We start from the raw sequence: 23,594 nt of genomic DNA on the forward strand, positions 1-23,594 counted from the left end.
GGAATTCCCGCCTGTCCAGCATGACTTGGCCGATCTGGCAAAGACCGGGAAAGATGCGCCTCTCAGCGCAGTTCCCGGCGCTCTCCCATCAGGCCCTTGACGATGGCCCAGCACGCGCCGAGCAGAACGATGGTGAAGGGGAAGCCGGTCGAAACCGCCATCGCCTGCAACGCATCAAGTCCGCCTGCCAGCAGCAGCGCGATGGCGACCAGACCTTCGACGGTGCACCAGAACACGCGCTGCGGCACCGGCGAGTTCACCTTGCCGCCAGAGGCGATCGTGTCGATCACCAGCGAGCCGGAATCCGATGAGGTGATGAAGAACACGATGACAAGAATGATGCCGATGAAGCTGGTGATCGCCGTCCACGGAAGCTGTGAGAGCATCACAAACAGCTTGAGCTCAAGCGCTGCGTCCGAAATGCCCTGGAACCCTGCCAGCGTCAGCGAGATCGCCGTGCCGCCGAATGTGGTCATCCACAGGACCGACACGATGGCCGGAACCAGCAGCACTGCGATCAGGAACTGACGCACCGTGCGGCCGCGCGAAACGCGCGCGATGAACATGCCGACAAACGGTGACCAGCTGATCCACCACGCCCAGTAGAAAGCGGTCCAGCCGTGACGGAAGTTGTCATCGTCGCGCCCGAACGGGTTCGACAGCGGCAGCAATTCCTGTGCGTAGGATTTCAGGTTGGCGAAAAAGCCCGACAGGATTGCGGTGCTGGGCCCGACCACGATCACGAACAGAAGCAGCAGGAAGGCAAGGATCATGTTCGCCTCGGACAGGCGCTTGACGCCCTTGTCGACGCCGGTGATGACCGAAATGGTCGCCACGCCCGTGATCGCCACGATCAGCAGGATCATCGTCGTGTTCGACGCGGGCAGACCGAACAGGAAGTTCAGCCCGGCTGTCGCCTGTTGCGCACCGAAGCCAAGCGAAGTCGCCAGACCGAAGATCGTCGCAAAGACTGCGAGAATGTCGATCAGGTGACCCGGCCAGCCCCAGATGCGGTCCCCGAGGATCGGGTAGAAGACCGAGCGCATCGTCAGCGGCAGGCCCTTGTTGAACGAAAACAGTGCCAGTGCCAGTGCGACGATGGCATAGATCGCCCAGGGGTGCAGGCCCCAGTGGAAGATTGTCGCAGCCATGCCCAGACGCCGCGCGCCCAGTTCATCGCCGGCAGCGCCTTGCAGCGGCGCCCAATCGGTGCGCACGCCGTTTTCGACGACCGGCCCGGCAAGCGAGCTGTCAAAATGGCTCATCGGTTCGGAGACGCCGTAGAACATCAGCCCGATGCCCATGCCAGCCGCGAACAGCATCGCAAACCAGCTTCCGAGCGAGAAGTCCGGCGTCGCGTCCGGGCCGCCCAGACGAACGCTGCCAAGCGGCGAGACGATCAGCCCCAGGCACAGCAACACAAAAATATTCGCGGCGAACAGGAAGAACCAGGCGAGGTTGCCGGTCAGCCAGTCGCGCATCCCTTGAAAGAAGGGGTCGAGCTGGTGCTGGAAGATCAGCGCGGCCAGCGTGATGCCAATCACGCAAAGCGAGGAAATCAGGAAAACCGGCTTGTGGACGTCGAATTCCAGCGTGAACGAATGCGCGAGGTTGTCCTGACCGATTTCATATTCGGTGTCGATCACCTCGGTCGCGCCTTCCGGGGCGGGCACGGGATCGGCTTCGGGTTCGCCCCCGTCGATGACCTCTTCGTGTCTTTCGCCATCAAGGATCGGCCGTTCATAGGCGGGATCGCCCGGATGGCCCTTCTGATCTTGATGCGGATCATTTGGATCGGGCATGAAAATCCTTTCAGTTAATCTGTCATGTCTTGCGTCGCTTGTGAGGGGCGCGCTTATGTCACGTTCGGCGAAAGATTGCCACCCCACCGAACAAATGCCCGAAAATGTGTCATATTGCCGCATCGCCCGCACCGGTTGACGGCCCCGGCGGGGAATGGTCAAACCATTGGGGAAAAACAGGTCGCGGGGCATCATGGGCAAGAAAAGACGCAGCTTCGTCGTGCTCGGGCTGGGAAGTTTCGGCAGCGTGGTGGCGAAGGCGCTTGCGGGTCTGGACAATCAGGTTCTCGGCATCGACATCAACGAGAGGCGCGTCGCGGACATGGCCGAGGAACTTGGCAATGTTGCCATTCTCGACGCGACCGATGATGCGGCTTTGCGAGAGGCCGGCGCTGGCAGCTATGACGTCGCGCTGGTTTCCATGGGCGACGATCTGGAAAGCAGCATCCTGACAGTGATGAACCTCAAGCTGATCGGCATCGGCACGATCTGGGTCAAGGCCGACAGTCGCACTCATCATCGAATCCTGTCGAAGATGGGGGTGGATCGCGTGCTTCTGCCCGATATCGAGATGGGGCGTCACACGGCGCAGATGCTGAACAACCCCGCTGTGCAGGATTACGTCGCACTCGGAAACGGCTACAGCGTCGTAAACCTGCAGATGCCCGATACACATGAAGACAGCCTGCTGGCCGATCTGGGGCTGGACCCTGCGGTGCGCGTTCTTGGCCTGATGCGCGGCACCGAATATCTGGCCGCCGCCCCGGACACGGTGCTGAAGGCCGGGGACCGGCTGCTTCTGCTGGGTCAGAAGGCCGAACTGACCGCCGTCAGCGGCAAGCTGTGACGCGCCGCGACCCTTCGCCGTTGCAGGTCGCGATGCGCCGCGCACAGCGGCTGCCGCCGCCTGCGGTGCTGGCGCTGCTTTACCTGGCGCTGGTGCTGGCCGGAAGCGTCGCCTTTTTGCTGCCTGCGGCGACAACGCAGCCGATTTCGGTCATGGATGCGATTTTCACCTCGACCTCGGCGGTGACGGTCACGGGGCTTTCGGTGATAGATATCCAGACCGGCCTGACATTCTGGGGCCAGTTGATCCTTCTGCTGCTGGTCCAGCTTGGCGGGCTGGGCCTGATGAGCTTTGCGGTGCTGATCCTGTCTGCGCTTGGCATGCCCATCGGCATCCGCCACCAGACCTATCTGCGCGAGGATCTGAACCAGACCTCGTTCACGAGCCTGACGAAGATGGTCGGGATCATCCTGCGCGTGGTGCTTCTGGCCGAACTGGCGGGCACGGCGCTGCTCTGCCTTGTATTCGTGCCGGAATTCGGGGTGAAAACGGGCGTCTGGCACGCAGCCTTTCATGCCGTTTCGGCCTTCAACAATGCGGGTTTCTCGACCTTTTCGACGGGGCTAGTTCCCTACGCCACCGATCCGATCATCAACCTCGTCATCCCGGCCTTGTTCATCATCGGCGGCATCGGCTACGTCGTGCTGTCAGACATCCGGCGGCGGAAATTCTGGACCGGCTGGGGTTTGCATACGCGGCTGATGGTCGTCGGAAGCCTGGTGCTGATTTTCGTCGGGGTCACGCTTACCGCGGTTCTGGAATGGCAGAACCCGCGCACTCTGGCGGTCTATCCCGCAGCGGCTGACAGGCTGATGGTGGCGTGGTTTCAGGGCGTGACGCCGCGCACGGCGGGCTTTGCCACGACGGACATGGCCGGGCTGCACGATTCGACCGCGCTGCTTTTCATGGCGCTTATGGTGATTGGTGGCGGCCCGACCTCGACTGCGGGGGGAATGAAGGTCACGACAGTGATGGTCATGTTCCTCGCCACGCTGGCCTTCTTTCGTCGCCGGACCGAGATCTGGGCCTTCGGGCGTTCGATCGGGCTTGACGAGGTGCTGAAGGTCATGGCGCTGATCGCGATTGCCGCAGTCCTGAACTTCGCAGGTATTTTTCTGATTGCCGCGACGCATGACGGCGATTTTCTGAATATCAGCTTCGAGGTCGCCAGTGCTTTCGGCAATGCCGGGCTGACACGGGAATATACCGACGATCTGAGCACGCTGGGGCGCGTGGTCATCATGGTGATGATGTTCCTTGGCCGGGTCGGGCCGCTGACGCTTGGCTTTTTCCTTGCCACGCGCACGACACCGCGCGTCCGCTATCCCGAGGGGCAGGTTCATCTTGGATGATCCGGGCGGGCGGCATATAAGCGGCGGGCAATGAAGGGAAACACGATGCGCAAGGCAGAGATCACCCGCAAGACAGCCGAGACCGAGATCGAGGTCAGCGTGAACCTCGACGGGACCGGGGTCTATGACAACCAGACCGGCGTGGGTTTCTTTGACCACATGCTGGACCAGTTGTCGCGCCATTCGCTGATCGACCTGACGGTGCGCGCCACGGGCGACCTGCATATCGACGATCACCACACGGTGGAAGATGCGGGGATCGCGCTTGGGCAGGCGCTGGTGAAGGCGCTTGGCGACAAGAAGGGTATCCGGCGCTATGGCAGCTTCCTGCTGGCGATGGATGACGCGCTTGTGCGATCCGCGCTGGATCTGTCAGGGCGGGCCTATCTGGTGTGGAATGTCGATTTCCCGACCCAGAAGATCGGGACGTTCGATGTGGAGCTGGTGCGCGAATTCTTTCAGGCGCTGTCCACGCATGGCGGCATCACCCTGCATGTCGATGCCTTGCACGGGATCAACAGCCACCACATCGCCGAGGCCGCGTTCAAATCCGTCGCCCGCGCGCTGCGCGAGGCGGTCGAGCCCGACCCCCGCAGTGATGCGCTGCCCTCGACGAAGGGCGCCTTGTGATGCGGGTTGCGCTTGTCGATTACGACAGCGGCAACCTGCATTCGGCCGAAAAGGCTTTCGCGCTGATGGGCCGCAAGACCGGGGCCGAGGTCTTCGTGACCTCGGAGCCGGAAGCGGTGGCGAGGGCCGACCGGATCGTGTTGCCGGGCGATGGCGCGTTTCCGGCCTGCAAGGCGGCGCTGGAGGCTGTGCCGGGCATGGTCGAGGTGCTGCGCGAGGCGGTCGAGGGTCGCGGGGTGCCTTTCATGGGGATCTGTGTGGGGATGCAGATGCTGGCCGATATTGGCCACGAATACCGCGACACGGCGGGGCTGGGCTGGATCGGCGGCAGGATCGACGCGATCCGCCCTTCGGATGCCGCCCTGAAAGTGCCGCATATGGGCTGGAACGACCTGCGCCTCAGATCTCGGCATCCGGTTCTGGAGGGGATAACCGAAGGCGATCACGCCTATTTCGTCCATAGCTGGCAGTTCCACCCGGCGGACTCGGCGCATCTGCTGGCGGATGTCGATTATGGCGGTCCGGTCACGGCCATCGTGGGCCGCGACAATATCGTCGGCACCCAGTTCCACCCGGAAAAATCGCAGGCCGTGGGTCTTCGCATCATCGAGAATTTCCTGAACTGGAAACCCTAGGGCAGATGCGGTTCATCAATCCCATCTGCTTTTCGGCCGATCTGGACCGCGCGCGGCGGTTCTATCGCGACTTGATGGGGTTGCGCATTCTGGAGGATGAAGGCGGTTTCGTCCGGTTCGAGGGCGGGTTTGCGCTGCATGAAGGACGCGCGCTGCATCGCACGGTCTTCGGAACCGATCCCGCGCCCGGTACTTTTGGGCGCGGCAATCTGGTTCTGTATTTCGAGGATAACGATCTCGACGCCGCTTTCATCAGGATCGCGCCGGAGGTCGAGCTGATTCACCCGATCCAGCGCCAGCATTGGGGGCAGCGCGTTTTCCGCTTTCATGACCCCGACGGCCATATCGTCGAAATCGGCGATCCGGAATAGAAAAGGCAGCCCCAAAGGGCCGCCCGTTCCGTCTACAGGTCTGGCTTACTGGATCCGCGCCCAGGTCTGGTTCTTGCAGATCAGCCCGCCTGCGACGCAGCCCGCAAGGCTCATCTGATTGCCGCTGACCGAGGCCTTGCCGTTATAGATCTTGCCATCGGCCGGACGCAGGACCTTGCCCTTGTAATTGCCATCGCCCTGCGGGGCCATGTCGATCACGATCTGCTTGCCGATATTGGGCGACTGGAATTCAGCCTTGTCCTTGAAGGTGCGGGTGATGGTGCCACAGAAGGCACCCCCGCAGGGACCGATCTGGACATAGGCAAATGCGCCCTCGTCCGGCTGGGTCTGCCACAACCCTTCGATCGGGTCGGCGGATGCGGCACCGGCCAGCAGGCCGAAAGCGGCGGCGAACAGGATTTTCTTCATGGTTTCTCCTCCCAAAGATGCGGTTTGGTGCGATGAGAGGTCACGCCCGCGATTCCCGCAAGTATGACGTAGGGTCGAAGGTCCCGTTGACGCAGCTTCCGCTGCGCTTGCCCTGCCCGCGCCCCTGTGGCAAAGCGCGGCGAACCAAGCCGCCCGGAGCCGTGCCATGATCCTTTACCCCGCCATCGACCTGAAGGACGGCAATTGCGTGCGCCTGCTGCGGGGCGACATGGAGGCCGCGACGATTTTCGGCTCCGATCCGGCAGCGCAGGCAAAAGCGTTTCAGGATGCCGGCGCGGAATGGCTGCATCTGGTCGATCTGAACGGCGCTTTCGCAGGCCAGCCGGTGAACGCCGCAGCGGTCGAGGCGATCCTGCAGGCGACCGACATTCCCGCCCAGCTTGGCGGCGGCATCCGCGACATGGCGACAATCGAGATGTGGCTTAAGAAAGGCCTGAAGCGGGTGATCCTCGGCACCGTGGCCGTTGAAAACCCGGATCTCGTGCGCGACGCCGCCAGCGCCTTCCCGGGTCAGGTCGCCGTCGGCATTGACGCACGAAAGGGCTTTGTCGCGACCAAGGGCTGGGCCGAGGAAACGACCGTGCAGGCCACCGACCTTGCCCGCAGTTTCGAGGACGCGGGTGTGGCGGCCATCATTTATACCGATATCGACCGCGACGGCGCGATGCAGGGCCCGAACATCCCCGCGACTGAGGCGCTGGCGCGCGCGGTCAGCATCCCGGTCATCGCCTCGGGCGGGGTGTCGTCGATGGAAGACCTGACCGCGTTGCGCGATACCGGCGTGATCGCGGGCGCGATATCTGGCCGGGCGCTTTACGATGGCGCGCTGGATCTGAAGGCAGCACTTTACGCGCTTGCCGGCTGACCCCTTCCCCTGCGCCGCCGCGCAGGCTATCACCCGCATATGCTGAAGACACGCATCATCCCCTGCCTTGACGTGGCCGATGGCCGGGTCGTGAAAGGCGTGAATTTCGTCGATCTTATCGACGCGGGCGACCCGGTCGAGGCCGCGAAGGCCTATGACGCCGCCGGCGCGGACGAGATCTGCTTTCTGGACATCCACGCCACCCATGAAAACCGCGGCACCATGTTCGACGTGGTGACGCGCACCGCCGAACAGTGCTTTGTGCCGCTGACCGTGGGCGGGGGCGTGCGCACGCATCACGATGTCCGCGCATTGCTGCTGGCAGGGGCTGACAAGGTGTCGTTCAATTCGGCTGCCGTGGCGGACCCGAACGTGCTGTCCGACGCCGCTGACCGTTTCGGCAGCCAATGCATCGTCTGCGCCATCGACGCCAAGACCGTGGCCCCCGGCAGATGGGAAATCTTCACCCATGGCGGGCGCAAACCGACCGGCATCGACGCGGTCGAATTCGCGCGTCTTGTCGCCGAAAAGGGCGCGGGCGAAATCCTTCTGACCAGCATGGACCGCGACGGCACGAAATCGGGCTTCAACCTGCCCTTGACCCGCGCCGTGGCCGATGCGGTGGACATTCCCGTCATCGCCTCGGGCGGGGTGGGCATGCTGGAACATCTGGTCGAAGGCGTGACCGAGGGCCATGCTAGCGCCCTTCTGGCCGCGTCCATCTTCCATTTCGGCACCTTCACCGTGGGCGAGGCAAAGGCCCATCTGGCCGCCGCAGGCATCCCCGTGAGGCTGACATGAGCTATGACGCGTTCAAACGGCTCGACGCCACCATTGCCGCCCGCAAGGGCGCCGATCCCGATACCAGCTGGACGGCGAAGCTGCTGGCCAAAGGCCCCGAAAAATGCGCCGAGAAATTCGGCGAGGAAGCGGTCGAAGCCATCATCGAAGCCGTAAAAGGCGACCGCGACAAGCTGGCGTCGGAGGCCGCCGACGCGATCTATCACCTGGCCGTCATGTTGGCCGCGCGTGATCTGACGCTGAAAGATGTCGCCGAACAGCTTGCAAAGCGCGAGCATCAGTCGGGCATCGCCGAAAAGGCTGGTCGTGGCTGACGCCTGCTAGCCCGCAAAATGCTGCTGCAGGATGTCGCCCTCTGCCCCGGTGCAGCCCTGATATTCGCCCGCCAGATATTCCAGCTCTTCATTGGCGACCAGCGAGACGACCAGCCGCGCCGCATCTGGCGTGCGGGCGGGCCAGTATTCCAGCGCGAGGATGCCAAGGACCGGCACCGCCGTATCGTCGATGCAGGAAACGGTGACCATGGCCGTCGGCAGGTCGTTGCCGCGACCGTACATATTCGGGTTCAGCACGCCGTCGATCTGGCAGATGCCGGGATAGCCCAGGGGATAAAAGGCCGCCGTCTCGCCCGTGCCGATCAGGACCATCCCATCGCGATCCGCCCCGATGTCGGCATTACCCTTCTGGGCCACCACCGCGCACAGCCCGTGCGAGGTCAGTATCTGCCCGTTCAGATGTTCAAGGTCCCGTGACAAGGCGATAACGGGCGAAATAAGAAGCACCGCCGAAAGCGCCGCAATTCGCTGAAAATGATTGCGCATGTCACAAGTCCTTGTGTTTCTGGCGGAACTGGCCGCATATTCTAGAAAAGCGGACATAAAATGCGAGCGCCAATTCTGTCGGGAATCGCCCAATTTGCTTTCCCTTACCCAGCGTTCCTTGATATAAGCCGCGCAAATCTTACCGTGCGCAAGACGCGGGCATCACAAGGCAGAGGATACTCATGACCGCATTCGGCAAATCCGGCAGCAAGAATCACGAAGGCGATGTCGCTTTCATCCAGTCGCTGGCCGAACTTCTGAACAGCAGTGAACTGGCCGAACTGTCGGTCAAGCGTGAATATGGCGAACATGACCGGCTGACGGTGAGCCTGTCGAAGAATGGCAAGCAGGTCGTTGCGGCAGCGCCCGCTTATGCGCCCGCGCCCGCAGCGCCCGCCCCGGCTGCAGCGGCGGCCCCTGCCTCGCCCGCCACGCCGACTGCCACGCCCGGTGCCACCGCCGAAGATCCGGCGAACCTGCCCGGTGCCGTCACCTCGCCCATGGTCGGCACGGCCTATCTGTCGGCGGAACCGGGTGCGGCTGCGTTCGTCACCATTGGCCAGCAGGTCAGCGAAGGCGACACGCTGCTGATCGTCGAGGCGATGAAGACCATGAACCACATCCCCTCGCCCAAATCCGGCACGGTCAAGCGCATCCTCGTCGATGACGGCACGCCCGTCGAATACGGCGCGCCGCTGATGATCGTGGAATGAGGCCGGTCGGATGTTCGACAAGATCCTGATTGCCAACCGTGGCGAAATCGCGCTGCGCGTGATCCGCGCCGCCCGCGAGATGGGCATTCAGTCCGTCGCGGTGCATTCGACGGCCGACACCAACGCCATGCATGTGCGCATGGCCGACGAATCGGTCTGCATCGGCCCGAACCCGTCTTCTGAAAGCTATCTGAACCCCGCCGCGATCATCGCAGCCTGTGAAATCACCGGCGCGCAGGCGGTGCATCCGGGCTATGGGTTCCTGTCGGAGAACGCCGGTTTCGCGCAGATGCTGGAAGATCACGGCATCACCTTCATCGGTCCCAAGGCGGAACATATCCGCATCATGGGCGACAAGATCACCGCCAAGGAAACCGCGAAAGAGCTGGGGATTCCGGTCGTTCCGGGATCGGAAGGCGGCGTGAATGACGTGGACGAGGCCCGCAAGGTTGCCGCCGAAATCGGCTATCCGGTCATCATCAAGGCCACTGCAGGCGGCGGCGGGCGCGGCATGAAGGTCGCGCATGACGAAAAGGGGCTGGAAGTGGCCTTCCGCACCGCGCGTTCGGAAGCCAAGGCCGCTTTCGGCAACCCCGACGTTTACATCGAAAAATACCTGCAAAAGCCCCGCCATATCGAGATTCAGGTTTTTGGGGACGGCAAGGGCAATGCCGTCTATCTGGGCGAGCGCGACTGTTCGCTGCAGCGCCGTCACCAGAAGGTGCTGGAAGAAGCGCCCGGCCCCTCGATCACCGAAGAAGAACGGCAGCGCATCGGCAATATCTGCGCCGACGCGATGAAGAAGCTGGGCTATATCGGCGCGGGCACGATCGAGTTCCTTTATGAAGATGGCGAGTTCTATTTCATCGAGATGAACACCCGTCTTCAGGTTGAACATCCGGTGACCGAGGCCATTTACGGCGTCGATCTGGTCCGTGAACAGATCCGCGTCGCCGCAGGCGAGCCGATGGAGCTGGATCAGGACAAGCTGGCGATCAACGGCCACGCGATTGAGGTTCGGATCAACGCCGAGAAGCTGCCGAATTTCAGCCCATCGCCCGGCAAGATCACCCAGTTCCACGCTCCGGGCGGACTGGGCGTCAGGATGGATAGCGCGATCTATGACGGCTATGTCATCCCGCCCTATTACGACAGCCTGATCGGCAAGCTGATCGTCCACGGCCGCGACCGCCCCGAGGCACTGGCGCGGCTTAGCCGTGCGCTTTCGGAGCTTATCATCGACGGCGTGGACAATACGATCCCGCTATTCGATGCGCTGCTGCAGGAAGCTGACATCCAAAGTGGAAATTACTCGATCCACTGGCTTGAGCGCTGGTTGAGCGAGAACGTCCCGGCGTGATTTCCGCCGGGCAGATGCTATGGGGATATGCCAATGGCATTTTCCCCATGGCGGTCTCGGCCTCTGATCCCAGCCTGCACTGGTTCGATCCCCCGCAGCGCGGCATTCTGCCGATCGGGGGGCTTCACGTCTCACGCTCCATGCGGCGGCATCTGCGCGGTTGCGGCTGGCGGCTGGCGCTGAACACGGATTTCGCCGCCGTTGTCGATTCCTGCGCCGCGCGGCCAGAAACCTGGATCAACGCGCCGTTGCAGCGCATCTATGCCGAACTGCACGACGCCGGCCGCGCCCATTCGCTGGAGGCATATGACGGTTCGGCGCTTGTCGGCGGCATTTTCGGGCTGAGCATCGGCGGGGCGTTTTTCGGGGAAAGCATGTTCTCGCGTGCCGGGAACGGATCGAAGGCCGCACTTCTCGCCCTGTCAGCGCATCTGGCGAATTGCGGCTTCCTGCTGTTCGATACGCAATATCCGACCCCGCATCTGCAATCGCTTGGGGGGCTGACCATCTCACGCGCCGAATATCACCGCCGCCTGACGCGCGCGCTTGCTGCGCCCGCCGATATCACGCGCCGGCCGCTGCCGGATATTCAGGCGATCTCGCAGCTTAACACCCAGACGTCATAGCGCGCGTCGTCAAGCGCCGAAAGCGCCGGGGCCGAGGCCACCATCCATCCGTCGAACAGGGTTGCCCCGCTGTTGCGGTCGGTAATCACCATCTGCGCGAAAGCGTCGGAATTCGGATCGGCCGAGGGATAGCGGCACTCTCCCAAACGAACTGTCAGGCGCCCGACATTGACCGCCTCGCCCGGTGCCATTTCCAGATCGCGGACTGCGCTCGACACCTTGTCGAGAGCACGAAGCACAGCGCCGGAACCGCGTGTTGTTTCCACGCCTTCCTGCGCCGTTGCGGCTGCCGGTGCCGCGACCAGCAGGCCAAGAAGTGCTGCATGGCCAAGCACGCGGAATTGGCGGCGCAGGGCGAAGAGAGGGTTTTGTGGTCGGATCATTCGGAGTTGCTCGCTTGCGAATCGACGAATTTCATCATCAGCGACAGAAGGCTTACCGCACCCTGCACATCCTCGATCTCGTCGCCCGGTGAAAGGTTGTCGAGACTGCCGCCGGGCTGAAGTTCAAGATAGGCACCGCCAAGCAAACCGTCAGACTGGATAAGCGCCGCCGAATCGCTTGGCAGAAGAATGTTGTCAGGAAGGCTGATCCGGGCTTCCGCGTAATAGGTTTCGGGGTTCAGCCGGATGTCGGACACGCGCCCGACCGGGACACCGGCAAGGCGCACCTCGGACCCCTTCTCGATCCCCTCGATGCTGGGGAAGGCGGCGGTCAATTCGTATCCGCTGGCCGGGACCATGCGCGCGCTGCCGGCGAAGACCAGAAACCCCGCAGCGACCGCCAGAACCAGACCGCCGGCAATCAATTCTGCCCGGCTGTCATCACTCATCCCCGGCGCTCGTCACTGGTCGGGCTGCCAGGCATCGTAGTCGCTGCGATCAACCGGGTTGGCACGATAGATCGAGCCTTTCGGGCGATAGGCCTGCGGAGTGCCCGTCATGTTCATCTGGCTCGGCAACTCCCACGAACGGCGCTGCAGCGGGTCCTTGGTCGGCGGTTCCTTATAGGTGTGGTGCAGCCAGCCATGCCATTCGACAGGCACCCGGCTTGCTTCGGATTCGCCGTTATAGATGACCCAACGGCGCGCGCCCTTCTTGGACTGGTAATAGACGTTACCCTGATCGTCCTCACCGACCTTTTCACCGTAAAGCGCGGTCCAGACCTGCGTGTTCAGGGTCTGTCCCCTCCACCAGGTCAGAATACGGTCAACGATCCACATGGGCTGGACTCCTTCGGGTCTGTTGATCTGTCTATGCCGCAAAGCGGTCGCCGGGTCCAGTGGGGCCGGAACCACGCGACGCATCCGGCGTTGGGAAACAGGGGGCGAGCGATGGCGTACCATCAGGGCAGGCTTATCGACCATATCCATCTTCGCGTGGCGGATTTCGGGCGTGCGCGGGATTTCTACAGCACGGTTCTGGATGCCTTGGGTCGCGATGAATGCGTCGGCCGCGGGCGCGACTGGCTGGAATGTGACGAGCTTTACATCGACGAGGTCGCACCCGGCGAACGGCCCAGCCTGCTGCATCTGTGCTTTCAGGCAGCCGACCGCGACATGGTCGATCGTTTCCACCGTGCGGCGCTTGCCAATGGCGGGCGCGACAATGGCGAGCCGGGGCCGCGCGATTACCACCCCGGTTATTACGCGGCCTTCGTGCTGGACCCCGACGGCAACAATATCGAGGCGAAATGCGACGAACGCATTACCCGCCGCTCTGCCGACAGTATCGAGATCGAGACCTAGCCCAGATCCGCGCCAAGCCCGGTCATCAGCGGCACGAAATCCGGAAAGGATGTGGCAATGGCCGCGCCGTCATCGACGGTGATCTCGGCATCTGCCGCAAGACCTGCGACCAAGAAGGACATGGCGATGCGGTGGTCCAGATGCGTGGCGACCGGCACCCCGCCGCCCGGAATGCGTCCCTGACCGTGGACGGTCATGCTGTCGCGGGTTTCGTCAACCTCGACCCCGTTCGCGCGAAGGCCCTTGGCCATCGCATCGATGCGGTCGGATTCCTTGACGCGCAGTTCGGCCACGCCGTTCATCACCGTGTCGCCTTCCGCCATGGCTGCGATCACCGACAGCACCGGGAATTCGTCAATCATGCTGGCGGCGCGGTCGGCGGGGACCTGGACGCCCTTCAGCGCGGAATGACGCACGATCAGGTCCGCGACAGGCTCGCCCCCTTCCTCGCGGTCGTTTTCCCAAGTCAGGTCCGCACCCATTTCGGCCAGCGTCACATACAGCCCGTCCCGCGTCGGGTTGCGGCTGATACCGGGAACGCGGATTTCTGACCCCGGCACGATCAGCGCGGCAGCAACCGGAAACGCGGCCGAGGACGGATCGCGCGGCACGGCGACGGTCTGGGCGCGCAGTTCGGGCTGGCCGGTCAGGGTGATGACGCGGCCTTCGTCGGTCGTCTTTGTCGTGATGGTGGCCCCGAAGCCCGCCAGCATCCGTTCAGAATGGTCGCGGGTCGGTTCCTTCTCGATCACAACGGTCTGGCCGGGCGCGTTCAGCCCCGCCAGCAGAACGGCGGACTTGATCTGGGCCGAGGCGACGGGCGTCGCATAGCGGACTGGAACGGGATCTTGCACGCCCTTGATGGTCACGGGAAGCAAGCCGCCCTCTCGCGCGGTGATGTCAGCGCCGAACAGCGCCAGCGGGTCGGTGATGCGGCGCATCGGGCGTTTCGACAGGCTGGCATCGCCGGTGAAGGTGGCGGTGATCGGCGTCGTCGCCATCGCCCCCATGATCAGCCGGACGCCGGTGCCGGAATTGCCGCAGTCAATCACGCCCGCAGGTTCGGCAAAACCGCCGACGCCCACGCCATCAACCGTCCATTCGCCCGGCCCCAACCGTTCGACCGTTGCGCCAAATGCCTGCATCGCCTTACCGGTATCCAGCACGTCCTGCCCTTCCAGCAGCCCGGTAATATGCGTACGGCCAACCGCCAACGCCCCAAGGATCAGCGCGCGGTGGCTGATCGACTTGTCACCGGGGACCGAGGCGGTGCCGGAAAGCGGCTTGCCCGGGCGCGAGGACATCGGTTTCGCAGCTGCGTGTGACATCTGGACTGCCTTTCTAGAACAGGGCTTTGCGCAGCATGTTCAATGCCACGAGCATGAGGAATCCGGCAAACACCTTTTTCAGCATCTTCGCATCAAGCTTATGCGCCAGTGTCGCGCCAAGCGGTGCCGTCAGCGTGGTCATCACGATGACGATCAGGAAGGCCGGGATATTGACCGCGCCGATGGTGCCGGGGGGCGCATTTTCGGTCGGCGTGAACAGGAACAGCAGGGCCGAGGGCAGCGCGATCAGCCCGCCAAAGCCCGCAGCCGTGGCCACAGCGCGATGGATCGGGCGGCCATGCAGCGTCATCAGCGGTACGCCGATCGACCCGCCCCCAATCCCCAGCAGAACCGACACAAAGCCGGTCAGCCCCGCCATCACATATTTGATTGGCCCCTGCGGCATTTCCTCTGCCAGCCGCCAAGTGCTGCGTCCGAACATCATGTAAAGCGCAATGATGACAACCAGCACGCCAAAGATCACCTGCAGCGTATGGGTACGCAGCGACGATACCATCAGCACGCCCGCCGACGCGCCGATCATGATGCCCAAAGCCCAGTCCTTCAGGATCTGCCAGTCCACCGCGCCCTTGCGGTTATGCGCCATGACCGACCGGGCCGAGGTGACGATGATCGTCGCAAGCGAGGTCGCAAGACAGATCTGCATCAGATCGTCGGATCCGTATCCAGCCGCGCTGAACAGATAGAAGAAGGCCGGCACCAGCACAATGCCGCCACCCACGCCCAGAAGCCCGGCCAGCACCCCTGCAAAGGCACCGACAGCGGCCAGAATCAGGCCGGGAAGGATCATTTCGCTCATGCTGCCTCCGACGCTTCGCGCACCTGATCCAATGCCGCGTCGTAAAGCGCAAGGCCCTGTTCGGGGGTGTGGGCCTTCGACGCCCCCTCGCTGAGGGTTCTGCGCCACAGACGCGCACCGGGGCGGGCGTGGAACAGGCCCAGCATGTGACGGCTGATATTGTGGATGCGCGCGCCGTCATGCAGCCACGCCTCGATCAGCGGGCGCATGGCCAGTGCGGCGCCGGTGGGGTCGGTGAAGGGCGGGGCGTCGCCCCACAGCGTATCTGCCGCGCCAAGGCTGTCCCATGGCTGGTGATAGGCCGCACGTCCGATCATCACGCCGTCCATATGGGTCAGCTGTTCAGCCTCCATCCCCGGCTGAATGCCGCCATTGATCGACAGGTGCATGTCAGGGAAAGCGGCCTTCATGCGATGGACAAGCGGATAATTCAGTGGCGGGATTTCGCGGTTGTCCTTGGGCGACAGCCCCTCCAGCCAGGCCATGCGGGCGTGGATGGTGACGCGGCTGACGCCCGCATCGCGCATCCGCGACAGGAAATCGGGCAGCACCTGTTCGGGGTCCTGATCGTCCACGCCGATGCGGCATTTCACCGTCACCTCGACCGGGCTTTCGGCAATCATCGCCGCGACACAACGCGCCACCAGATCGGGCGTTTTCATCAGCACCGCGCCAAAGCAGCCCGACTGCACCCGGTCGGACGGGCAGCCCACATTCAGGTTGATCTCGTCATAGCCGAAGGGCGCGGCAAGCGCCGTCGCGCGGGCCAGTTCCTCGGGGTCAGATCCGCCGATCTGCAGCGCGACCGGCTGTTCCGCGCCGTCGCGGCGCAGCAGGCGGTCGCGAGGGCCGTGGATGATCGCGGGCGCTGTGACCATTTCGGTATACAGCAGCGCGCGCCGCGACAGGACGCGGTGAAAACCGCGGCAGAAGCGGTCCGTCCAGTCCATCATCGGGGCGACGGACAGGCGCGCGGCATCGCGGATCGCCGGATCGACAGGGTTTGCGGGCATCGACATGCTGCGCGATCTAGCAAAGCCCGCGCGCCAAGTCACGCCGTCAACGGCGGATTAAACAATTGGGGCTAGCGTCGGGGTCATGCGATTCGTCTTTGCCCTGCTGATCCTGCTGATCCCCTTGCCCGCCCTTGCAGCGACCGAGGAACCGGCAGCCCTTTGCGAATGGGCCGCCCAGACCGCTGCGACCGAAGCCGGCGTGCCCCCCGACATCCTTGGTGCGCTGACGCTGACCGAAACCGGGCGCAGGCGCGACGGCATCGTGCGCCCCTGGGCGTGGAGCGTGAATGCCGAAGGCGAGGGCACATGGTTCGACGACCCGAACAGCGCCATTGCCTTTGCAGAGGAACGCGTGGCGCAGGGGCGCACCAATGTCGATATCGGCTGCTTTCAGTTGAACTATCGCTGGCATGGCGAAAATTTCGGCTCGGTCGCGGACATGTTCGATCCGCTGTCAAATGCGCGATACGCCGCGCGCTTTGTCAGTCAATTACATGCGGAAATGGGTGACTGGCGGCGCGCTGCGGGGGCGTTTCATTCGCGCACACAGGCAAATGCCACCCGCTATCTGGCGCGCTTCGACGAATTGCGCGCAGGCCTTCGTGCGGGCGGGTTCGACGGGATGCGCGACATGTCGGAAACCTATAACCGCTTCGCCTCGGCCGATCCCGGCGCGGTGGCGCGACTGCCGCAGCCGTCGCGTCAGGCGCGGATCGTGGAAAAACGGATGCTGCTTGGCGCGCCGATTGGCACGGCCACGACCGGAATGCCTGGATCTCTTGCGGTTATCGGCGGTGAACGGGTCGCGCTGCTGAGCGCTGGCGCGTTGCGGGACGCCGACACGACTGAGCGGCGGCTTCTTGGCCAAAGGTCGCAACCCCTTATCGGGCCGGGCGCTGCCCCGATGAGGACCCGCGATCGCCGAACAGAGCGACGATCACGCGGCTCGACACGGAAAGCACGGCAAGCCGACCCTGATATGGAGGCCGAGGAATTGGCCGCGACCCCGGAGATACCGCCCGAATATGCCGCAGCGATTCCCGACGGCGGCGCGGCACCTCAGGACCTGATGATCCCTGTCACCGAGATGCCGTTATAGCGAATGCCGATGCAGGACCAAGACCCGTTCGCCTCCCGTGACGCCCGCAAGCGCCCCGGCAGGTTCATTCAGGCCTTCCAGTCCGGCGCGACCGATGCCGCGATGGACGCATCCAGCGCCTCGAAATCGCCGAGGCTGATCGTGCCGTAAAGCTCTTGCCGGGTCTGCATGTCGGGCAACATTGCGGTCGTCGCACCGTCGCGGGCCAGCGTCGCATACAGCTTTTCCTGCGCCTTGTTCGCCACCCGCAAGGAGGAGACCGGCCAGATCACCATGTCATAGCCAAGATCCTCGAACTCCTGCGCGGTCAGTGCGGGCGTCCGTCCGAACTCGGTCATATTGGCCAGCAGCTTCACCCCCGGCAATGCGGCGCGGACTTCCTTGAACATCTCGACCGAGGTCAGCGCCTCGGGGAAGATCGCATCGGCGCCTGCCTCGACATAGAGCTTCGCACGGGCAATCGCCCCTTCCAGACCCTCGCTGGCGGCCGCGTCGGTGCGCGCGATGATGCGCAGATGCCGCCGCGCCTTGGCGGCCGCCGCAACCTTGGCCGCCATGTCCGCCGCCGACGCCAGCTTCTTGTCGTTCAAGTGACCGCATTTCTTCGGCAAAAGCTGGTCTTCCAGATGCACTGCGCCCGCGCCCGCATCTTCGAATGTGCGGACCATGTGCATGACGTTCAGCGCTTCGCCATAACCTGTATCGCCATCGACCAGCAGCGGCAGCCCCGTCGCACGGGTAATCTGGCGGATGAAGAACGCGACCTCGTCCACAGTGATGATGCCCAGATCGGGCAGCCCCATCGACGCGGTCATTGCCGCGCCGGAAAGATACAACGCATCGAAACCGGCGGCCTTGGCTTGCAGCGCCGCCTGACCGTTATGCGCGCCGGGCAGGCGCAGGATACCGGGCGCATCCAGCAATTCCTGAAAACGTTCGCCCGCGGGGCGGTCGGGATAGTCGGCCCCAACAAGATAAACCATGATCGCTCCTTTTCAGCCGCGCTTGGACAGCGGCACGAATTTGCGGTTTTCCGGGCCCGTGTAATGGGCCGAGGGTCGGATGATTTTGCCGTCCTCGCGCTGTTCGATCACATGCGCACCCCAGCCAGAGGTCCGGGCGATGACGAAAAGCGGTGTAAACATCGCGGTCGGCACGCCCATCTGGTAATAGGATACGGCGCTGAACCAGTCGAGGTTGGGGAACATCTTGCGTTCCTCGTCCATCACCGTCTCGATCCGTTCGGCAATGTCGTAAAGACGGGTGTCGCCCGCCGCATCCGACAACTGCTTTGCCACACGCTTGATGACCACATTGCGCGGATCGGCGATGGTATAGACCGGGTGACCGAAGCCGATGATGATCTGCTTATCGGCGATGCGCTGGCGGATATCCTCGGCGGCGTCATCGGGCGAGGCATAGCGCGACTGCACCTCGAACGCGGCTTCGTTGGCGCCGCCATGCTTGGGGCCACGCAGCGCCCCAATGGCTGCGGTGATCGCCGAATACATGTCCGACCCCGTCCCCGCGACCATCCGCGCGGTGAAGGTCGAGGCGTTGAATTCGTGTTCCGCATAAAGGATCAGCGAGGTCTGCATCGCCCGCACATGGTCCGCCGACGGCTTTTTGCCGTGCAGCATGCGCAGGAAATGTTCGGCGATCGTCGTCTCGTCGCCTTCGACCTCGATCCGGCGACCATTATGGCTGTAGTGATACCAATAGAGCAGCATCGACCCCAGCGACGCCATCAGCCGGTCGATGATGTCGCGCGCGCCGGCATTGTCATGCGCATGACCTTCGGGCAGCGTGCAGCCCAGAACCGACACGCCCGTGCGCATCACGTCCATCGGATGGCTGGCCGCAGGAAGCTGTTCCAGCGCCGCCTTGACGGGCGCGGGCAGCCCCCGCAGACGTGACAGCTTTGCCTCATAGGCAGCAAGCTGCGCCTTGGTCGGCAGTTCACCATGAACCAGCAGATGGGCGATTTCTTCGAATGTCGCGGCCTCGGCGATGTCGAGGATGTCATAGCCGCGATAATGCAGGTCGTTGCCAGTCTGCCCGACGGTGCAGAGGGCGGAATTCCCCGCCTCTACCCCCGACAGTGCTACGGATTTCTTCGGTTTCGGTGCCATTTGCGGGCCTCCTTATCCCTTGAAGTCGAAAATGCCGGTCGGGCGCGCGCCGCCAAGCTTGCCAGCCTCGACCACGAAATTCAGCGCGGCAAGATCGCCCGCTTTCAGGTCGGCCAATGCTTCAGCGGCCTGAAGGAAGCGGGTCTGTTCGGCGGGCGCGATGATGCCGTCCGACAGGGTCAGGAACTTGTTCTTATAGTTCTCGCGCACGAAGGGACGGGCGCCGTCGGGATGTGCGTCGGCAAGGGCCAGTTCATCCTCGATCACGGTCCCGTCTTTCAGCGTCACCACCACGCGACCGCCAAAGGCCTTTTCCTTCGGGTCCTGCGAGTGATAGCGGCGCGTCCATTCCTTGTCCTCCGTCGTCGAGATCTTGTGCCACAGATCGACCGTCTCGGGCCGGTTCGCGCGTTCCGGGGCATAGGATTTTTCGTGATGCCAGCCGCCATCTTCCAGCGCCACGGCAAAGATATACATGATCGAGTGGTCCAGCGTCTCACGGCTGGCCTTCGGGTCCATCTTTTGCGGGTCATTCGCGCCGGTGCCGATCACGTAATGGGTGTGATGGCTGGTATGGATGACGATGCTGTCGATCTGGGAAAGATCGCCGATCTTCGGCCCCATGCGGCGGGCCAGGTCGATCAGCGCCTGCGATTGGTATTCCGCCGAATGTTCCTTGGTGTAGGTGTCAAGGATCGCGCGCTTGGCCTCGCCCTTGCCGGGCAGCGGCACGTTATATTTCGCGCCCGGACCCGACAACAGATAGGCGATGAAGCCGTCTTCGCCTTCCCATGCGGGCGACGGCGCGCCCTCGCCGCGCATCACGCGGTCCACGGCCTCGATCGCCATCTTGCCGGCGAAGGCGGGGGCATAGGCTTTCCAGGACGAGATCTCGCCCTTGCGCGACTGGCGGGTGGTGGTGGTGATATGCAGCGCCTGCTGGACGGCCTGATAGATGGTTTCGGTGTCCAGCCCCAGCAGCGTGCCGATGCCGGCGGCGGCCGACGGGCCGAGATGGGCGATGTGGTCGATCTTGTGTTCGTGCAGGCAGATGCCGGTGACCAGATCGACCTGAATTTCGTAACCCGTGGCCAGACCGCGGATCAGGTCGGCGCCGGATTTTCCCGTATGCTGGGCGACGGCCAGGATCGGCGGGATGTTGTCGCCGGGATGCGAGTAATCCGCCGCCAGATAGGTGTCGTGGAAGTCCAGTTCGCGCACCGCCACGCCATTGGCATAGGCCGCCCATTCGGGCGAAACGGTGGTGCCGCTGTCGACGCCGAAGACGGTCGCGCCGGGCTGATAGGGATGGGCCATGGCCTGCGCACGGGCTGAGGCGACCGGGCGGCGCGCGACCGAGGCGGCGGCGACCGAAGCGTTGTCGATGATGCGGTTGATGATCATGTCGGTGACATCGGCATCGACCGCGACAGGATCGGCGGCGACCTCGGCGATTTTCCAGGCGAGCTGGTCTTCGCGGGCCAGATTTTCGGCCGATTTATAAGTGCGGACTTCATGGGTCTTCATGAGCGGAACTCCTGAGCGGTGATTTTCTTCGGCCGTCCGTCTTCATTGACGGCGACCATCTGGAACTGTCCTTGCGCGACCGGGCTGCGTTCCCCGGTCTGCGGATCTTCGCGGCTTGCCGCGACCTCGACCGTCATCGAACTGCGACCCGCATCGGTGACGCGGGCGGCAATGACGAACAGGTTGCCGACCGGGACCGGCGCGGTGAAGCGCAGGTCCTTGACCGCCGCCAGCACCACATTGGCGCGGGCATAACGGCTGGCGGCGGTAAACGCGGCCTGCGCCAGCATCGAAAGCCCCTGCCCCGCGAACAGCGTACCGTAATGGTTCGCCTGTGCGGGCAGGACCAGTTCGGTGTGTTCGAATGTGGCGGTTTCTCGCGCTTGCATGGTGATCCTTCGCAAGATTTGCACAAACAGTTTCCACGCAGCAGGGCCTTTGGTAAACAGCAGAGTTGTATCAAGTTGCAAAAGCGCACAGGCGGTTTTGCGAATCTTGCGAAGGCTTGCGAATGAAGAATGCCTATCTTGGTGGCCAGCTGCGAAGGCTGCGTGAAACCCATGCGATGACGCAGGCGGCGCTGGCGCGGGTGCTGGAAATCTCTCCCAGTTATCTGAACCAGATCGAACGGAATCAGCGTCCCCTGACGCTGAGCGTGCTGGCAAAGCTGGACGAGGTGTTCGGGGCCGAGGCGCAGCCTTTCCACGATGCGGGGGACGGGCGGCTGGCATCCCGGCTGCGGGCCGCGCTTGCAGATCAGGGCGTCGCGATCAGCACCGCAGAGCTGCATGATCTGGCCGACAATTCACCCGCGCTGGCGAAGGTAATCCTCGATATGCGCCGCCGGCTTCGCAATGCGACCGAGCGCGCGAATGTGCTGGCCGAGCAGGCGACCGATCAGCCGGGCGCACCCACCGCACCCACCGCATTCGAATCGGTGCGTGACTATTTTTATACCCGCCGCAATCACATCGCTGAACTGGACCGCGCGGCGGAACCGCTTGGCAATCTGCTGCCGGTGATCGGGCGCGCGGACGGCCTTGCAACCTATCTGCGCGACCGCCACAAGATCCGGGTCGAGCCCGCGACAGAACCGGGCGTGCTGCGCCGCTTTGATCCCGAGACGCGCGTTCTGCGGATCTCGACCCAGCTTTCGGACGCGCAGCAGGCATTTCAGATGGGCACTCAGCTTGGCCTGCTGGAAGAAGCCGCGACCATCGACCGTTTGTGCCAGAATTCGGGCCTGTCGCCCGAGGATCAGCCGCTGCTGCGGATCGGGCTGGCGAATTACTATGCCGGGGCGCTGATCCTGCCTTACGAGACGTTCCTAACCGCCGCCGAGGCTGAACGCTATGACATCGCCCTGTTATCGCAGCGCTTCGATGTCGGGTTTGAAACCACTTGCCACCGCCTGTCGACCTTGCAGCGCAACGGCGCGCAGGGGGTGCCGTTCTTCTTCATCCGGGTGGATCGGGCGGGCAATATCTCGAAACGGCAATCGGCGACGGATTTCCACTTCTCGCGCTTTGGCGGGTCATGTCCGCTATGGACGATTTATGACGCTTTTTCCCATCCGGGCGAGGTGTTGCGGCAGGTGGCGCAGATGCCCGACGGGCGGCGCTATCTGTGGATTGCCCGCACCATCAGTCACGGGCGCGGCGGCTTCGGCACGCCGGTCAAGCATTTCGCCGTGGCGCTTGGCTGTGACATCGCCCATGCCGACCGGCTGGTCTATGCGCGCGGGCTGGATCTGCTGGGACCGGATATCGCGACACCCATCGGCCCCGGCTGCAAGCTGTGTGAGCGAGAGGCCTGCCCGCAGCGCGCCTTCCCGATGATCGGGCGCCCTGCCCTGGCCCTACCCGAAAGGTCCAGCTTCGCGCCTTATTCGTCCGGCGCGTCCTTGCCGTAATACATGGTGCCGATCTCGATCTGGCCGCGGCCGACCTCGCGCCGGTGACGGTTGGTGTCGCGCAGGGAATACACGCAGCCGCAATATTCCTGCATGTAGAATTCCTCGCGCTTGGAAATCTCGATCATGCGGCTGGACCCGCCACCCTTGCGCCAGTTGTAATCCCAGTAATCCAGCCCATCGTAGGGCCGCACTGCGCGTTCCCCGCAGCCATTGATCTGCTTCATGTCCTTCCAGCGCGAAATCCCAAGGCTGGAGGTCATGACCGGAAAGCCGTGTTCATGCGCATAAAGCGCCGTGCGTTCGAACCGCATGTCGAAACACATCGTGCAACGAATGCCGCGTTCCGGCTCCCACTCCATCCCTTTTGCGCGGGCGAACCAGTTGTCGGTGTCGTAATCGGCATCGACGAAGGGGACGTTGTGGATCTCGGCGAAGCGGATGTTTTCATCCTTGCGCAGCAGGTATTCCTTCTGCGGGTGGATGTTGGGGTTGTAGAAGAAGATCGTGTAGTCGATGCCGGACGCCGTCATCGCCTCCATCACCTCGCCCGAACAGGGGGCGCAGCAGGAATGCAGCAGCACCTTTTTCTCGCCATTGGGCGGGGTCAGCACGGGGCGGTCGAGGTCGGTCGTCATGGCGATGGGCCTTGCGTGGTCACAGGGTCAAGCCGCGTATGTAGCGCGAAAAGAGCTGTCGAGGAAGGGTGAAGGTCGGCTGTGTGGGACACAGCACCAGTT

28 protein-coding genes are annotated in these 23,594 nt (G+C 63.5%); 14 read left to right on the top strand and 14 right to left on the bottom strand.

The window, feature by feature from the left end; translation table 11 throughout:
* Nucleotides 1-62: 62 nt before the first annotated feature.
* Nucleotides 63-1,802, bottom strand: coding sequence for a BCCT family transporter (locus tag FQV27_RS08890; RefSeq protein WP_147097667.1), 1,740 nt, complete (start codon nt 1,800-1,802; stop codon nt 63-65).
* Between the two features lie 193 nt (nt 1,803-1,995).
* On the opposite strand from FQV27_RS08890, the gene FQV27_RS08895 reads away from it, so the two are divergent.
* From FQV27_RS08895 to FQV27_RS08915, 5 genes are read left to right on the top strand one after another with little or no spacing between them, the layout of a single operon-like run.
* Nucleotides 1,996-2,649 carry a potassium channel family protein gene (locus FQV27_RS08895; RefSeq protein WP_147097668.1) on the top strand — a complete coding sequence of 218 codons (654 nt, stop codon included), beginning with the start codon at nt 1,996-1,998 and terminating at the stop codon, nt 2,647-2,649.
* A gap of 32 nt (nt 2,650-2,681) precedes the next feature.
* Complete coding sequence (locus FQV27_RS08900; protein WP_147098138.1) at nt 2,682-4,001, top strand: TrkH family potassium uptake protein; 1,320 nt, start codon at nt 2,682-2,684, stop codon at nt 3,999-4,001.
* A gap of 45 nt (nt 4,002-4,046) precedes the next feature.
* Nucleotides 4,047-4,631, top strand: coding sequence for an imidazoleglycerol-phosphate dehydratase HisB (gene hisB / locus FQV27_RS08905; RefSeq protein WP_147098140.1), 585 nt, complete (start codon nt 4,047-4,049; stop codon nt 4,629-4,631).
* Nucleotides 4,631-5,266: an imidazole glycerol phosphate synthase subunit HisH gene (hisH, locus tag FQV27_RS08910; protein WP_147097670.1), complete on the top strand. Its 636-nt coding sequence runs from the start codon at nt 4,631-4,633 to the stop codon at nt 5,264-5,266. Before hisB ends, hisH begins: the two co-directional genes overlap by 1 nt.
* Nucleotides 5,267-5,271: 5 nt before the next feature.
* The gene (locus FQV27_RS08915) at nt 5,272-5,637 is read left to right on the top strand and encodes a VOC family protein (protein WP_147097672.1); all 366 of its coding nucleotides are present in this window, start codon (nt 5,272-5,274) and stop codon (nt 5,635-5,637) included.
* Nucleotides 5,638-5,682: 45 nt separating this feature from the next.
* On the opposite strand, the gene FQV27_RS08920 is transcribed toward FQV27_RS08915, so the two are convergent.
* Nucleotides 5,683-6,066: a DUF2147 domain-containing protein gene (locus FQV27_RS08920; protein WP_147097674.1), complete on the bottom strand. Its 384-nt coding sequence runs from the start codon at nt 6,064-6,066 to the stop codon at nt 5,683-5,685.
* Nucleotides 6,067-6,232: 166 nt separating this feature from the next.
* On the opposite strand from FQV27_RS08920, the gene hisA reads away from it, so the two are divergent.
* The 3 genes from hisA to FQV27_RS08935 are packed head-to-tail and all read left to right on the top strand — an operon-like array spanning nt 6,233 to nt 8,067.
* Nucleotides 6,233-6,952: a 1-(5-phosphoribosyl)-5-[(5-phosphoribosylamino)methylideneamino]imidazole-4-carboxamide isomerase gene (hisA, locus tag FQV27_RS08925; protein WP_147097676.1), complete on the top strand. Its 720-nt coding sequence runs from the start codon at nt 6,233-6,235 to the stop codon at nt 6,950-6,952.
* A gap of 39 nt (nt 6,953-6,991) precedes the next feature.
* The gene (gene hisF / locus FQV27_RS08930) at nt 6,992-7,753 is read left to right on the top strand and encodes an imidazole glycerol phosphate synthase subunit HisF (RefSeq protein WP_147097679.1); all 762 of its coding nucleotides are present in this window, start codon (nt 6,992-6,994) and stop codon (nt 7,751-7,753) included.
* On the top strand, nt 7,750-8,067 hold the full coding sequence (locus FQV27_RS08935; RefSeq protein ID WP_147097681.1) for a phosphoribosyl-ATP diphosphatase: 318 nt from the start codon (nt 7,750-7,752) through the stop codon (nt 8,065-8,067). Before hisF ends, FQV27_RS08935 begins: the two co-directional genes overlap by 4 nt.
* A gap of 6 nt (nt 8,068-8,073) precedes the next feature.
* On the opposite strand, the gene FQV27_RS08940 is transcribed toward FQV27_RS08935, so the two are convergent.
* Complete coding sequence (locus tag FQV27_RS08940) at nt 8,074-8,574, bottom strand: hypothetical protein (RefSeq protein ID WP_147097683.1); 501 nt, start codon at nt 8,572-8,574, stop codon at nt 8,074-8,076.
* 182 nt (nt 8,575-8,756) lie between these two features.
* Here FQV27_RS08940 and accB point away from each other — a divergent pair, with 182 nt between their 5' ends.
* Genes accB through aat form a run of 3 tightly spaced genes read left to right on the top strand, consistent with a single transcriptional unit; the run spans nt 8,757 to nt 11,273 of the window.
* Nucleotides 8,757-9,287 carry an acetyl-CoA carboxylase biotin carboxyl carrier protein gene (accB, locus tag FQV27_RS08945; protein ID WP_147097684.1) on the top strand — a complete coding sequence of 177 codons (531 nt, stop codon included), beginning with the start codon at nt 8,757-8,759 and terminating at the stop codon, nt 9,285-9,287.
* A gap of 10 nt (nt 9,288-9,297) precedes the next feature.
* Nucleotides 9,298-10,647, top strand: coding sequence for an acetyl-CoA carboxylase biotin carboxylase subunit (accC, locus tag FQV27_RS08950; RefSeq protein ID WP_147097687.1), 1,350 nt, complete (start codon nt 9,298-9,300; stop codon nt 10,645-10,647).
* Nucleotides 10,644-11,273: a leucyl/phenylalanyl-tRNA--protein transferase gene (gene aat, locus FQV27_RS08955; RefSeq protein ID WP_342779880.1), complete on the top strand. Its 630-nt coding sequence runs from the start codon at nt 10,644-10,646 to the stop codon at nt 11,271-11,273. The genes accC and aat overlap by 4 nt, the downstream gene beginning before the upstream one ends.
* On the opposite strand, the gene FQV27_RS08960 is transcribed toward aat, so the two are convergent.
* From FQV27_RS08960 to FQV27_RS08970, 3 genes are read right to left on the bottom strand one after another with little or no spacing between them, the layout of a single operon-like run.
* On the bottom strand, nt 11,237-11,656 hold the full coding sequence (locus tag FQV27_RS08960) for a DUF2155 domain-containing protein (RefSeq protein ID WP_147097689.1): 420 nt from the start codon (nt 11,654-11,656) through the stop codon (nt 11,237-11,239). The two genes, aat and FQV27_RS08960, sit on opposite strands and share 37 nt — an antisense overlap.
* Complete coding sequence (gene mlaD / locus FQV27_RS08965) at nt 11,653-12,105, bottom strand: outer membrane lipid asymmetry maintenance protein MlaD (protein WP_147097691.1); 453 nt, start codon at nt 12,103-12,105, stop codon at nt 11,653-11,655. The genes FQV27_RS08960 and mlaD overlap by 4 nt, the downstream gene beginning before the upstream one ends.
* Nucleotides 12,106-12,117: 12 nt before the next feature.
* A complete protein-coding gene (locus FQV27_RS08970; RefSeq protein WP_147097693.1) occupies nt 12,118-12,495 on the bottom strand; it encodes an NADH:ubiquinone oxidoreductase subunit NDUFA12 in 378 nt (125 codons plus the stop codon).
* Nucleotides 12,496-12,606: 111 nt separating this feature from the next.
* Here FQV27_RS08970 and FQV27_RS08975 point away from each other — a divergent pair, with 111 nt between their 5' ends.
* The gene (locus FQV27_RS08975) at nt 12,607-13,020 is read left to right on the top strand and encodes a VOC family protein (RefSeq protein WP_147097695.1); all 414 of its coding nucleotides are present in this window, start codon (nt 12,607-12,609) and stop codon (nt 13,018-13,020) included.
* On the opposite strand, the gene aroA is transcribed toward FQV27_RS08975, so the two are convergent.
* From aroA to dusA, 3 genes are read right to left on the bottom strand one after another with little or no spacing between them, the layout of a single operon-like run.
* A complete protein-coding gene (aroA, locus tag FQV27_RS08980; RefSeq protein WP_147097698.1) occupies nt 13,017-14,348 on the bottom strand; it encodes a 3-phosphoshikimate 1-carboxyvinyltransferase in 1,332 nt (443 codons plus the stop codon). The two genes, FQV27_RS08975 and aroA, sit on opposite strands and share 4 nt — an antisense overlap.
* 13 nt (nt 14,349-14,361) lie before the next feature.
* Nucleotides 14,362-15,168, bottom strand: coding sequence for a sulfite exporter TauE/SafE family protein (locus FQV27_RS08985; protein ID WP_147097701.1), 807 nt, complete (start codon nt 15,166-15,168; stop codon nt 14,362-14,364).
* Nucleotides 15,165-16,181 (bottom strand): tRNA dihydrouridine(20/20a) synthase DusA, encoded by a 1,017-nt coding sequence (gene dusA, locus FQV27_RS08990; RefSeq protein ID WP_147098144.1) that lies wholly within the window; start codon nt 16,179-16,181, stop codon nt 15,165-15,167. Before dusA ends, FQV27_RS08985 begins: the two co-directional genes overlap by 4 nt.
* Nucleotides 16,182-16,266: 85 nt before the next feature.
* On the opposite strand from dusA, the gene FQV27_RS18860 reads away from it, so the two are divergent.
* Nucleotides 16,267-17,283 (top strand): lysozyme family protein, encoded by a 1,017-nt coding sequence (locus FQV27_RS18860; RefSeq protein ID WP_186827270.1) that lies wholly within the window; start codon nt 16,267-16,269, stop codon nt 17,281-17,283.
* A gap of 68 nt (nt 17,284-17,351) precedes the next feature.
* Here FQV27_RS18860 and prpB read toward each other — a convergent pair whose 3' ends face one another.
* The 4 genes from prpB to FQV27_RS09015 are packed head-to-tail and all read right to left on the bottom strand — an operon-like array spanning nt 17,352 to nt 21,331.
* The gene (gene prpB, locus FQV27_RS09000) at nt 17,352-18,266 is read right to left on the bottom strand and encodes a methylisocitrate lyase (protein ID WP_147097703.1); all 915 of its coding nucleotides are present in this window, start codon (nt 18,264-18,266) and stop codon (nt 17,352-17,354) included.
* Between the two features lie 12 nt (nt 18,267-18,278).
* Nucleotides 18,279-19,415: a bifunctional 2-methylcitrate synthase/citrate synthase gene (gene prpC, locus FQV27_RS09005; RefSeq protein WP_147097705.1), complete on the bottom strand. Its 1,137-nt coding sequence runs from the start codon at nt 19,413-19,415 to the stop codon at nt 18,279-18,281.
* A gap of 12 nt (nt 19,416-19,427) precedes the next feature.
* Entirely contained in the window at nt 19,428-20,942 is a 1,515-nt protein-coding gene (locus tag FQV27_RS09010; RefSeq protein WP_147097707.1) for an MmgE/PrpD family protein, read from the bottom strand.
* Nucleotides 20,939-21,331, bottom strand: a complete 393-nt coding sequence (locus FQV27_RS09015; protein ID WP_147097709.1) for an acyl-CoA thioesterase — start codon at nt 21,329-21,331, stop codon at nt 20,939-20,941. Before FQV27_RS09015 ends, FQV27_RS09010 begins: the two co-directional genes overlap by 4 nt.
* Nucleotides 21,332-21,453: 122 nt before the next feature.
* Here FQV27_RS09015 and FQV27_RS09020 point away from each other — a divergent pair, with 122 nt between their 5' ends.
* Complete coding sequence (locus FQV27_RS09020; RefSeq protein ID WP_147097711.1) at nt 21,454-22,854, top strand: short-chain fatty acyl-CoA regulator family protein; 1,401 nt, start codon at nt 21,454-21,456, stop codon at nt 22,852-22,854.
* Here the strand turns inward: FQV27_RS09020 and FQV27_RS09025 are convergent.
* On the bottom strand, nt 22,827-23,492 hold the full coding sequence (locus tag FQV27_RS09025) for an epoxyqueuosine reductase QueH (RefSeq protein ID WP_147097713.1): 666 nt from the start codon (nt 23,490-23,492) through the stop codon (nt 22,827-22,829). The two genes, FQV27_RS09020 and FQV27_RS09025, sit on opposite strands and share 28 nt — an antisense overlap.
* Between the last annotated feature and the right edge of the window lie 102 nt (nt 23,493-23,594).

The sequence above is a fragment of the Paracoccus aurantiacus genome, assembly GCF_007993065.1.
Classification (GTDB): Bacteria; Pseudomonadota; Alphaproteobacteria; order Rhodobacterales; family Rhodobacteraceae; genus Paracoccus; species Paracoccus aurantiacus.